This is a genomic window from Rhodococcus sp. NPDC003322 (assembly GCF_053589555.1).
In genome coordinates this window covers 155,914-167,101 of sequence record NZ_JBSFSC010000008.1, presented here as the reverse complement: position 1 = coordinate 167,101, position 11,188 = coordinate 155,914, and the positions used below count along the sequence as shown (strand labels likewise).

Below are 11,188 nucleotides of genomic sequence, written 5' to 3'. Positions count from 1 at the left end.
GGTGCCGATGCCCGAGGGTGACACCGTCTGGCAGGCCGCGAGCAGGCTGCGCCGCGCGCTGATCGGCACGCCGCTGACGGTCTGCGACATCCGGGTGCCTCGGTTCGCGACGGTGGATCTGACGCCCGGACCGGTCGACGAGGTGCTCAGCCGCGGCAAGCACCTGCTGATCCGGGTCGGCGAGGCGACAGTGCACTCCCACCTGAAGATGGAGGGCGAGTGGCACGTGTACCCGGCGGGCGCGCGGTGGCGCCGGCCCGCCTGGCAGGCCCGAATCCTGCTCGGCACCGAGGATTTCCTCGCCGTCGGGTTCCAGCTCGGCATCGTCGAGGTGCTCGCGCGCGCCGAGGAGGAGCGCGCGGTCGGGCACTTGGGGCCGGATCTACTCGGCCCCGACTGGGACACCGGCCGCGCCGCGGCGAACCTCGGCGCCGAGCCGGGCCGCCCGATCGGCGTGGCCCTGCTCGATCAGCGCGTGATGGCCGGGGTGGGCAACGTCTACCGCAGCGAACTGTGCTTCCTGCGCGGCGTGCACCCGGCGACACCCGTCGCGGACGCCGGGGAACCGCGAGCGTGGGCGGATCTCGCGCACCGCCTGCTGACCGCGAACCGCGACCGCACCGTCCGCATCACCACCGGCGACCGCCGTCGCGGTCGCACCACCTGGGTGTACGGCCGCGCGGGCAAGCCGTGCCTGCGCTGCGGCACCCTCGTCGCGGCCGGCATGCTCGGCGACGGCACACCCGATCGTGAGCGGCAGATCTTCTGGTGCCCGAACTGCCAGCCGCAGACCGCTACCGTCACCACATGACGACCCTTCAGGTGCCGATCGCCCTGGTCACGGCGATCGGCCCGCGCGCCGACGCGTACACGGACTTCCGGTAGCGCAACGCACCCGGGACCGGGAGTCTCACGACTCGACCGTCACAGCCACCACGTTGTCGTCGGGATCGAGTCGGACCGCGGGCCAGTAGCCGTCCATGAAGTGATCGCCACACGTGTCCGCCAGGTGCAGCACCACGTCGCCGCCGGGGTGGGTCTCGACGGTGTCGAGCACGAGATCGTCGTGGGCGTCGGCGAGTTCCTCGACGGACGGTGGGTCGTCGCCGAATTGCCGGACCACGGCCTCGACGGCGCTGCGGACCAACCGATCGTGATCGTGCACGACCCGGCGGAGCCTGGGCAGCAGCGAACGGGCCTCGTCGGGGCCGACGGCGGCGGCGAGGAATGCGACGTCCCGCCCGCCGAGTTCGAGTGTCAGGCTGAAATGCCGGTCGTCGAGACGGGTTCCGTCGGTGAGGTCGAGGTGACCACGGACGAAGGTGCCGAGAGCCTCCTCGACGATCTCCCGATCCGATGTTGTGGACATGCTCGCCAATCTAAACATCCCCGGGACGGGTCCCCGCGTCAGAGCCTGCTCGCCCGCTCGAGCAGGCCGAGGCAGTGCCGGATCAGGGCCTCGCGCGGCACGGTGACGGTGCCGTCGAGGTAGCCGATGAACAGGCTCGTCAGGGCACCGACGAGGCCGAGGGCGCGCAGGGCCCGCTCGTCGGGATCGGCGATGTCCTTCAGTTGATCTGCCACCAGGACAACGAAACTCGGGGCGAGCGCGAGGCCGCGACCGCCGAGCGCTGGTTCGCGCAGCGGCGCCAGCAGCAGCACCCGGCCCGCCTCCGGGTGGTCGAGAACGAGTTCGACGAACGCCCGCACCGCGTGTTCGGCGACCTCCGCGGGGCCGTCGGCCTTCGCGACCGCCGCCACCAGCGCGGCACGGGCCCGCTCGCCCACCTCCGCGTACACCTCCCGGATGTAGGTGTCGCGGTCGGCGAAGCTCTCGTAGAAGTACCGCTCGGTGAGGCCGGCCGCGCGGCAGGCGGCGCGCACGTTGACGCCCGGAGCGTCGGCCGTCCCCAGCAGGTCCACGCCGACCTCGAGCAGACGCGTGCGTCGCTGCAGGCGGCGCTGGTCGAGGTCGGGGCGGTCGGTGGCACTCATCGCGCCCGAGTCTAGGAGACAGGCAGCTCCGCTGCTCGTGCGCGGTTTGCGGGTGTGGGGACCCGCAAACCACGCACGAGCGCCGGAGACGCCTGCGTCACATGTGGGTGCCGCCGTCGATGCGAATCTCGGTGCCGGTGACGAACTTTCCGTCATCGGACGCGAGCATCGCGATCACGCCGGCGACGTCCTCCGGCGGCGCGAACCCGTCGCCGATCCACGGGTACAGCTTGCCGATCAGGCTCGGGTCGACGCCCTCCTCCGGGAAGCCGGGGTTGCTGGTCATCCCGGACGCGATGGAGCCGGGCTCGACGGCGACCGCACGCAGGCCCTGCTTGGCGTACTCGAGCGCGATCGCGTGCGTGAAGGACCGGATGCCGCCCTTCGTCGCGGCGTAGGCGGCCATGTACGGGTGCGCGAACGACGCCGAGGTGGAGCTGAAGTTCACCACCACGCCCTTCCCCGATTCGAGCAGGGCGGGCAGTGCCTGACGCGTCACGAGGAACGTGCCGGTGAGGTTGACCCCGATCATCGTGTTCCAGAACTCGAGAGTGGTCTCCGCGGTGTGCGAGGACCGCAGGATGCCGGCCGCGTTGACGAGGACCTGCAGGCCGCCGAGGCCCTCGATGGCCCCTCCGATGGCCTCACGCACCGAGTCCTCGCTGGAGATGTCGACGACGGCGGTGGTGAGGCGGTCCGCGACGCCGGCCTCCTCCGCACGCCTGCGGGTCTCGGCGAGGCCCTGCTCGGACACGTCGGCGGCCGCGACGACGCCGCCCTCGGACAGCAGCCGAGCCACGGTGGCCTGACCGATGCCCGATCCCGCGCCGGTGACGAGCACCTTGCGTCCCTCGAAGCGATTCATGAGCAGCACTCCTTCTGGTCTCCCGCAGCACTCCTGGTCTGCAGACTGCGTACTTGCACGCTACGCCGGAGTGGCACAACGTGCCATGATGGTGACCATGGCCGACCCGATCGCGCAAGCCCCCCGCTCACTGACCGAGCGCCGCAAGGCCCAGACTCAGCTCGAGATCGCCCGCTGCGCGGCCGAGCTGTTCGCCGCCCGCGGCGCGGCCGCCGTCACCGCGGAGGACATCGCCACCGCGGCGGGCATCGGACTGCGCACCTTCTACCGGTACTTCCCCACCAAGGAGGCGGCGGTCACCCCCCTGCTCGCGGGAGGTGTCGCGGACTGGATCGCCGACCTCGCGGCCACCGCGCCGGGGACGCCGCCGGTCGAGGCCCTCACGAGCTCCGCGCACCGGGCCCTGTCCCGGTCCGACCGGTTCGGCAGCGACTCCCTGCGCCTGAGCCGGGGCCTGCTCCGCGCCGTCCCGGGCGATCCGGGCCTGGAATCGGTCTGGTTCCGCGTCGTCCACGACACCGAGGAAGCCCTCGTCACCGTCCTGGCACCCCTGATGGGCCCGGACGCGGACCCCGTCGACGTTCGGCTGATGGCGGTGGCGGGCAACACCGCGATGCGCCTGGCGATCCAGACGTGGGCCGGCACCGGCGATGCGGACGACGGCGACAGCAACGGCAACGGCAACGGCGCCGGGCCGAGCCCCGCCGACATCGCCGTCCGCTGCATCCGCACCCTGACCGCCGGCCTCGCGGCGCCGGGTTCGGATCCGTCCCGGGGCTGACCCGACATCCGACTTCCCGCCAGCACACTCTCAGCAAATCCATACCTCGCTCCGAGGTGCACCACGGCTACGTACCGCAGTCTGGAACCTGTCCGGAAAACATCCGCACGGGAAGGTTCGACCATGGCCACCGCATCCATCGCCGTCCTCGTCCTGATCGTCATGGCGATCTCCGGGCTGGCCGCCCGGTCGGCCCCAAGCACCGTCGTGCGGACACGCTGAGTGCACGTGAGCGGCGCCGAGCCGACTGCGCACACCGCGCATGCCAAGCTGTACCCCATGACGCGCGAGCCCCTGTCCACCGAGGACTACGCCAGCCGGATCAGTGCCTACGTCTACGGCAACATCCTGGTGCTGGCCGCTCTCGTGCCACTGAACAACGCGAGCGTCACGCATGCGGCACTGGTGATCATCGGGACCGGGATCTCCACCTTCATCGCGCACGCCTTCGCCGAATCCCTCGGGCGCAGCACCCGAACCGGCCATGCCCTGACCTGGTCGGAACGACTCGACGAGCTCCGCGACTCGGTGCCGGTCCTGACGTCGGCACTGATCCCGGCGGTGCTGGTGTGGTTGGGCAGCGGACTCGGCTGGATCGAACTGACCACGGCGCTACTGCTCGCCGAGGTCTGGGTGGTCACCCGTATCGCGGGCATCGCCTACGTCATCACCCGGTTGCGCGGTGAACGCCCGACTCGGAACACCCTCGTCTCATCGTTCGTACTCGGGTTCGTCGCGGTGCTGATCGTCGCGATCAAGCTGGTCCTCACCCACTGAGCCCGACGCTGCCCCTGCCGCGGCAGCGCCGGGGCAGCGTCCGCCGTCACCGCGAGATCGGCACCGGCTCCAGGATTTCCGCACGGGCCTCGGGTGCGGCCGCCCGCAGCGCGTCGGCGGACTCGTCGTCGGGCCTGCGCTGCGACTCGACCTCCGCCTCGACCCGCGCCCGATAGGTCTCGACCTCGCGATCGACCGCCGCCGCGTCCCAGCCCAGCACGGGCGCCACCAGGTGCGCGACCTGCTCGGCGCAGTTCACGCCGCGGTGCGGGTACTCGATCGCGATCCGGGTCCGGCGGGCGAGGATGTCCTCGAGGTGCAGTGCCCCCTCCGCCGCCGCCGCGTACACCGCCTCGACCTGCAGGTAGTCCGGGGCGTCGGTGATCGGTTGCAGCAGTTCGGGTGTCGCCGCGCCGAGTTGGAGCACGTCGTCGATCAGCGAACCGTAGCGGTCGAGCAGGTGCTTGACCCGGTACGGGTGCAGCCCGTACAGCTCACCGAGGTGCACCGCTTGGTTCACCAGCGCGAAGTACCCGTCCGCGCCGACCAGCGGCACCTTCTCGGTGATCGACGACGCGATCCGCGCCGGAATGTCCTCGGACGCAATGTCGACGGCATCCTCGGCCATCACCCGGTAGGTGGTGTACTTGCCTCCCGCGATCGCGACCAGGCCGGGCGCCACCCGCGCGACCGCGTGCTCCCGGGAGAGTTTCGAGGTCTCGTCGGACTCCCCCGCGAGCAGCGGGCGCAGTCCGGCGTAGACGCCGTCGATGTCGTCGTGGGTGAGCGGGGTGACGAGCACATTGTTCACGTGCCCGAGGATGTAGTCGATGTCGGCCTTCGTCGCCGCCGGATGCGCGAGGTCGAGATTCCAGTCGGTGTCGGTGGTCCCGATGATCCAGTGCCCGCCCCACGGGATCACGAACAGCACCGACTTCTCCGTGCGCAGGATGATCGCGGCGTCGCTGACGATCCGGTCCCGGGGCACCACGATGTGCACGCCCTTGCTGGCCCGGACCCGGAACCGGCCCCGCTGGTGCGACAGCGCCTGGATCTCGTCGGTCCACACTCCGGTCGCGTTGATCACGACGTGACCGCGCACCTCCGTGGTGCTGCCGTCCTCCGAATCCCGCACGCGCACACCGGAAACCCGATCCGCCTCGCGCATGAACCCGACCACCTGCGTCGAGGTGCGCACCACCGCACCGTAGTGCGCGGCCGTGCGCGCCACCGTCATCGTGTGCCGCGCGTCGTCGACCACCGTGTCGTAGTAGCGGATTCCGCCGACGAGCGCGTTCCGCTTGAGCCCCGGCGCCATCCGCAGCGCACCCGCCCGCGTCAGATGCTTCTGCGCGGGAACGGACTTCGCGCCGCCCATCCGGTCGTAGAGCATGAACCCGGCCGCCATGTACGGGCGTTCCCACACCCGGTGCGTCAGCGGGAAGAGGAACTTCAGCGGTTTCACCAGGTGCGGCGCCAGCGTCGACATCGACAGTTCCCGCTCGTGCAGCGCCTCCGCGACCAGACCGAACTCGAGCTGTTCGAGGTAGCGCAGACCGCCGTGGAACATCTTCGACGACCGGGACGAGGTACCCGAGGCGAAGTCCCGCGCCTCCACCAGCGCCACCTTCAGTCCCCGCGTCGCGGCGTCGAGCGCGGCGCCGGCGCCGACGACCCCGCCGCCCACCACCACCACGTCGAACTGTTCGGTCCCCAACTGCTCCCAGGCCAGCTTCCGCTGATCCGGGCCGAGGAACTGCACACCACGCTGCTTGTCCAACGCTCCTCCCGAGGTTGACGGCAAATCCGACTCCAGGATTCTCGCTGTGAACGAGATACCTCGCACTATATGCGACGGGCCATTTCCACTTCACGTTGTGCTGTGCCCTCCACCGACGGGTCGGGCGGCGTGACGAGGCCGATCCGATGGTTCACCGGCCTCGTGGCTACGCGTTCCTTGTCGGTGGTCGGCGTTACGGTCCAGACCATGCGGAGCCGGGGATGGGTGAGCACTTCGGAGGGGACGTTGGATGCACGAACGCCGATCACGCTTGTCGATCGAGGTTCGAGTGCGACGCGACAGTTTTCATTCACCACCCGCGCCCATCACGCGGTGGAATTCTCGTCCGGCGAGGCGATCGGCCTCGACGACATCGACACCCGTGTTCGCTGGCTGCTGGACCTGATCACAGCGGCGGGTTCGGAACTGCTGACCCGCTTGTGGCATCCGGCCGCCTTCGACGCACTCGAGGCGGGGCGGGACTGCCAGGGACGAAAACTCCCCATGCAGGGACATGTCGCCGCAGCCCGTCTGGGCTGGGTACCGGTGTATCCGGACGGGGTGTACGTACCATCCCGCGTTGCACGGGTGACCACGGCGCAAGTTGTCTCCATGTTGCGGACACTCGCCTTCCGTGACAGCGCGGTGGCAGCGTTGTCCCCGCGCTTCGACCCGCACGCCGGCCGCCTCACCGGCCCCGATCAGCCCGACGACCGTGTACCGCTGTCCGCGGCGTTCATCCGGAATGTTGTACGTCAACTCGCCGCTCACCACCGCCGCACCGGTGGCGGCGACAGGTCGGGGCCGACTGCCGGACAGCGTTTGCGCGTCACCGACATCCAGACGCCGCCACGGCTTCCTGCGTTGGCGCGCCTGTCCGCGTCCGACAAACAATTCGCCCACCTTGCCGTGAGCGGTTGCGAGATGGTGCTGGCGGTCAAACTGCCGACCTGCCCGGCCCCGCAATCGAGGACGCAGTGGCAGTGGGTGCTGCTGACCGCTGCGATCCCCCTGCACCTGCGTGGGCGTGCGATCACCGCCTGGCACCTGCCCACACTCACCATGGACCACCGGGGGCTGTTGTGGCGAGGCGCGGCCACCGAAGCCGTGCCCGTCGACAACCTGAGGGGCGCCACGATCGCGGTCGGAGTCGACTGGTCACCATCCACTCTCGGCGCCATCGCCACAGTCAGCGAAACCCCGGACGGGCTCTCGTCGACATATCGCGGTCACACATACGACGACCGCGGGTTGGGCATCAAACTGGCGCGACTGCAGGTGGAAGGGCAGATACTGCACCGCAAAGCCGTGCGGTTGAGCCGCCTCGCCACCTCCGCTCATCCGGAGGTTCGTTCCAAACTGGAAGCGAAGATCGCCATCCTCGACCGCCATCGAACCGCGATCGGGACAAAGCGAGCGAAGATCAACCGAGAGTTGACGTTTCATTTCGCCCGACAGGTCACCGACCACGCCACCGCGGTAGGGGCGACGGTGATCGGCGTCGAGGACCTCACCACCCTCGAAGCCCGTGGCCACGGACGCGTCAACAACAACCGGACGGCGCAGTCGCCCCGCCGCAAAGCTGTCGCCGCGCTTGCACACACCGCCACCGGAGTCGGGGTAACCGTGACCACCGTTCCTGCCCGTGGTTCCTCGGCCCTGTGCCCAAGCTGCAACGAACCGCTCACCCGCCCCGGCGGATACCACACGGCCTGGTGCGAGCGGTGCACTCTCGGCGGCAACCGTGATCACGTCGCCGCGGTCAACATTGCCAAACGCGCCCTGCTCGGTAGGGCGAAGACCACCCGCCGACGTGGTCAGCCACCCGCAGTGAAGGACGCAGCACACGCACCGGTCCGCAAGTGCCGGGACAAGACCCAAGCGACACCACCACAGCCGCGGCACCGCCGCGTCCGGCACAGTACCCAGGCCCCACCCACACGGGCGGAGGTGAAACCAGGCAACGAAATTCCTGCACCCCGAGCGTCGGTGTGGGACACGGTCAAACCCGTACCACCGCAAAATGATACGAGTAGCCGTGGGACACGTGAACCTCACGCCCCCAGCCCAATCTGTCGAGGGAGGTGCGAGACCGACGTAGACGCTAGTAGCTTCATGCCGAGACCGCCCGAGAGACGAGGACGCCCGTGACCAAGTACATCGCCGCGATCGATCAGGGCACCACGTCGAGCCGCTGCATGATCTTCGATCACGGTGGCCGGGTCGTGACCTCCGCCCAGCAGGAACACCGCCAGATCTTCCCGCAGGCCGGGTGGGTCGAACACGACGCGGCCGAGATCTGGCGCACCACCCGCGAGGTGGCCGCCGCCGCGCTCGCCAAGAAGGACCTCACCCGCGACGACATCGCCGCGGTCGGCATCACCAACCAGCGCGAGACGACCGTCGTCTGGGACCGCGCCACCGGCGAACCGGTGTACAACGCGATCGTCTGGCAGGACACGCGCACCGACCGGCTGTGCGAGGAGATCGCCGACGGGCACGGCCCCGACCGCTACCGGCAGACCACCGGACTGCCGCTGTCGACGTACTTCTCCGGGCCGAAACTGCGGTGGATCCTCGACAACGTCGACGGCGTCCGGGCCCGCGCCGAGGCCGGCGACCTGTGCTTCGGCACCATGGACAGCTGGATCCTGTGGAACCTCACCGGCGGACCGGACGGCGGCGTGCACGCCACCGACGTCACCAACGCGTCCCGGACACTCCTGATGGACCTGACGACCCTGGACTGGGACGAACAGATCTGCGCGGACATGCGGATCCCGACGTCGATGCTGCCGCAGATCCGCAGCTCCTCCGGCCCGTTCGGCACCTGCCGGGAACGAGGCCCGCTGGCCGGCGTCCCGATCGCCGGCATCCTCGGCGACCAGCAGGCCGCCATGTTCGGGCAGGCCTGCCTGTCCCCCGGCGAGGCGAAGAACACCTACGGCACCGGGAACTTCCTGCTGGTCAACACCGGCACCACCCCGGTGCACAGCAAGCACGGACTGCTGACGACGCTGTGCTACCGGATCGGTGAGAGCGCACCGGTGTATGCGCTGGAGGGCTCGGTGGCGGTCACCGGGTCGCTCGTGCAGTGGCTGCGCGACAACCTGGGGATCATCAACTCCGCCAAGGAGGTCGAACTGCTCGCGTCCGCGGTCCCGGACAACGGCGGCACCTACTTCGTGCCCGCGTTCTCCGGACTGTTCGCGCCGCGGTGGCGACCGGACGCCCGCGGAGCGATCGTCGGGCTGACCCGCTTCGTGAACAAGGGCCACCTCGCCCGGGCCGCGCTCGAGGCCACCGCCTTCCAGTCCCGCGAGGTGATCGAGGCCGCCGAGGCCGACTCCGGTGTCGCCCTCACCTCGCTGAAGGTCGACGGCGGGATGGTGCTCAACGAGACCCTCATGCAGTTCCAGGCCGACATCCTCGACGTCCCGGTGATCCGGCCGGTCGTGAACGAGACCACCGCACTCGGTGCGGCCTACGCCGCCGGACTCGCCGTCGGATTCTGGAGCTCCGAGGACGACATCCGCGCGAACTGGGAGATCGGCCACACCTGGACGCCGAACATGCCTGCCGAGCAACGGGATCGGCTGTACCGGGAGTGGAACAAGGCCGTCGAGCGCACCTACGACTGGGTCGACTGACCACCCGTTGGTTCCCTGATGTCACATTGGCTCACTTGCCGACAGCAAATGTCACATTGGGGAACCTCACCGCAGGGACCGGTGGGCCGCGGCGAGGCGGGCGACCCCCTCGGCCAGCCGGTCGGGAGTGTTCGTCGTGAAGCACACCCGGGCGCTGTGCCGGTCACCGTCCGCGACCGCGAAGGCGGAGCCCGGGACGAACGCGACGCCGTGGTCCAACGCGGCCGACAGCAGCGCCTCGGTGTCGGTGCCGTCGCCGAATTCGAGCCAGCCGAACATGCCGCCGGCGATCGGCCCGAGCGTCGCGACCCCGGCGAGCTCCCGGTCGACCGCGGCGCGGAGTGCGCCGGCCCGGCGCCCGTACTCGGCGCGCAGGCCCGCCAGGTGCGCCGTGTACCAGGCGTCGTCGGCGAGCAGGTCGGCAGCGACCTGGTGCGTGAGCCGCGACCCGCACAGGTCCGCGCCCTGCTTGAGCAGTTCGACGGCCGCGCAGATCTCCGGCTCCGCGACCATCCAGCCGACGCGCAGCGCGGGCGCGAGGGTTTTCGAGGCACTGGACAGCCGGATCACCCGGTCCGAGTGCGCGGCAACCGGTTCCGGTGGCGCATCGCGGAAGTACAGCTCGCCGTACGGGTCGTCCTCGACGATCCGGAAGTCGTAACGCTCGGCGAGGGCGGCCAGCGACCGGCGCCGGTCGGCGGACATGGTCACGCCGCGCGGATTGTGGAAGGTACTGACGGTGTGTACGAGGGCCGGCCGCTCCCCCGCCGCGAGGAGTTCGGCGAGCCGGTCCACCCGCATGCCGTCCGCGTCGAGGGGCACGGTGACGATGCGGGCCTCGGCGGTCCGCAGCACCTGCAGCGCCCCGGTGTAGGCGGGCTCCTCGACCACCACGGTGGCGCCGGGATCGAGCAGCGCCTGCGCGAGCAGGCTCAGCGCCTGCTGGGAGCCGTGGGTGATCACCACCCGCGATGCGTCGACCGGCCCGTGCCGTCGCGCCGACTCGCGCGCGGCCACCACCTCACGCAGTCGGGCCAGCCCGGTGGTCTCGGTGTACTGCAGCGCGGCCGGCGACCCCAGCACCCGCTCGGTGGTGTCCCGGATCCGGTCCAGCGGGACCAGGTTCGGATCGGGAAGCCCGCCCGCGAGACCGATGACGTCGGGGCGAGCGGTGACCGCGAGCAGATCGCGGATTGCGGAGGAACGGAGCGCGGACATGCGTCGCGCGAGAACTGGGGACATGACGACTCCCGGTTGAAGTGGACGAGGTTCGAGGCGACCTGGCGCTCGGATCCACGGGCGGGAGGCACAGAAGGGGCGACCGGGGTTCCCGGCCGCCC

Annotated in this window: 10 protein-coding genes; 5 read left to right on the top strand and 5 right to left on the bottom strand. The window is 70.2% G+C overall.

The annotated features are described in order from the left end of the window. The first annotated feature begins 7 nt into the window (after positions 1 to 7). A complete protein-coding gene (locus ACWDUM_RS26605) occupies positions 8 to 811 on the top strand; it encodes a DNA-formamidopyrimidine glycosylase family protein (protein ID WP_450116143.1) in 804 nt (267 codons plus the stop codon). Between the two features lie 99 nt (positions 812 to 910). Here ACWDUM_RS26605 and ACWDUM_RS26600 read toward each other — a convergent pair whose 3' ends face one another. The 3 genes from ACWDUM_RS26600 to ACWDUM_RS26590 all read right to left on the bottom strand — a co-directional run bounded on the left by ACWDUM_RS26600 (position 911) and on the right by ACWDUM_RS26590 (position 2,860). Next, positions 911 to 1,369 (bottom strand): hypothetical protein, encoded by a 459-nt coding sequence (locus ACWDUM_RS26600; RefSeq protein ID WP_450136313.1) that lies wholly within the window; start codon positions 1,367 to 1,369, stop codon positions 911 to 913. Positions 1,370 to 1,407: 38 nt separating this feature from the next. After that, complete coding sequence (locus ACWDUM_RS26595) at positions 1,408 to 1,995, bottom strand: TetR/AcrR family transcriptional regulator (protein ID WP_450136312.1); 588 nt, start codon at positions 1,993 to 1,995, stop codon at positions 1,408 to 1,410. Between the two features lie 97 nt (positions 1,996 to 2,092). After that, positions 2,093 to 2,860, bottom strand: coding sequence for an SDR family NAD(P)-dependent oxidoreductase (locus ACWDUM_RS26590; protein WP_450136311.1), 768 nt, complete (start codon positions 2,858 to 2,860; stop codon positions 2,093 to 2,095). 70 nt (positions 2,861 to 2,930) lie between these two features. On the opposite strand from ACWDUM_RS26590, the gene ACWDUM_RS26585 reads away from it, so the two are divergent. Further along, positions 2,931 to 3,641, top strand: coding sequence for a TetR/AcrR family transcriptional regulator (locus ACWDUM_RS26585; protein ID WP_450136310.1), 711 nt, complete (start codon positions 2,931 to 2,933; stop codon positions 3,639 to 3,641). 279 nt (positions 3,642 to 3,920) lie between these two features. Continuing rightward, the gene (locus ACWDUM_RS26580; RefSeq protein WP_450116149.1) at positions 3,921 to 4,418 is read left to right on the top strand and encodes a hypothetical protein; all 498 of its coding nucleotides are present in this window, start codon (positions 3,921 to 3,923) and stop codon (positions 4,416 to 4,418) included. A 46-nt stretch (positions 4,419 to 4,464) separates the two neighbouring features. Here ACWDUM_RS26580 and ACWDUM_RS26575 read toward each other — a convergent pair whose 3' ends face one another. Next, the gene (locus ACWDUM_RS26575) at positions 4,465 to 6,198 is read right to left on the bottom strand and encodes a glycerol-3-phosphate dehydrogenase/oxidase (protein ID WP_450136309.1); all 1,734 of its coding nucleotides are present in this window, start codon (positions 6,196 to 6,198) and stop codon (positions 4,465 to 4,467) included. Between the two features lie 207 nt (positions 6,199 to 6,405). Between ACWDUM_RS26575 and ACWDUM_RS26570 the strand changes: the two genes are divergently transcribed. Together ACWDUM_RS26570 and glpK are read left to right on the top strand one after the other, a co-directional pair. Next, positions 6,406 to 8,349 (top strand): zinc ribbon domain-containing protein, encoded by a 1,944-nt coding sequence (locus ACWDUM_RS26570; RefSeq protein ID WP_450136326.1) that lies wholly within the window; start codon positions 6,406 to 6,408, stop codon positions 8,347 to 8,349. After that, on the top strand, positions 8,346 to 9,848 hold the full coding sequence (gene glpK / locus ACWDUM_RS26565) for a glycerol kinase GlpK (RefSeq protein WP_450116151.1): 1,503 nt from the start codon (positions 8,346 to 8,348) through the stop codon (positions 9,846 to 9,848). The genes ACWDUM_RS26570 and glpK overlap by 4 nt, the downstream gene beginning before the upstream one ends. A 66-nt stretch (positions 9,849 to 9,914) precedes the next feature. On the opposite strand, the gene ACWDUM_RS26560 is transcribed toward glpK, so the two are convergent. Further along, the gene (locus tag ACWDUM_RS26560) at positions 9,915 to 11,090 is read right to left on the bottom strand and encodes an aminotransferase-like domain-containing protein (protein ID WP_450136308.1); all 1,176 of its coding nucleotides are present in this window, start codon (positions 11,088 to 11,090) and stop codon (positions 9,915 to 9,917) included. Positions 11,091 to 11,188 lie beyond the last annotated feature (98 nt).

What these genes read in the sequence shown, in the direction of transcription:
- ACWDUM_RS26605 (WP_450116143.1), top strand. Translation starts at nt 8, where the DNA reads ATGCCCGAGGGTGACACCGTCTGGCAGGCCGCGAGCAGGCTGCGCCGC.
- ACWDUM_RS26600 (WP_450136313.1), bottom strand. Translation starts at nt 1,369, where the DNA reads ATGTCCACAACATCGGATCGGGAGATCGTCGAGGAGGCTCTCGGCACC.
- ACWDUM_RS26595 (WP_450136312.1), bottom strand. Translation starts at nt 1,995, where the DNA reads ATGAGTGCCACCGACCGCCCCGACCTCGACCAGCGCCGCCTGCAGCGA.
- ACWDUM_RS26590 (WP_450136311.1), bottom strand. Translation starts at nt 2,860, where the DNA reads ATGAATCGCTTCGAGGGACGCAAGGTGCTCGTCACCGGCGCGGGATCG.
- ACWDUM_RS26580 (WP_450116149.1), top strand. Translation starts at nt 3,921, where the DNA reads ATGACGCGCGAGCCCCTGTCCACCGAGGACTACGCCAGCCGGATCAGT.
- ACWDUM_RS26570 (WP_450136326.1), top strand. Translation starts at nt 6,406, where the DNA reads ATGCGGAGCCGGGGATGGGTGAGCACTTCGGAGGGGACGTTGGATGCA.
- ACWDUM_RS26560 (WP_450136308.1), bottom strand. Translation starts at nt 11,090, where the DNA reads ATGTCCCCAGTTCTCGCGCGACGCATGTCCGCGCTCCGTTCCTCCGCA.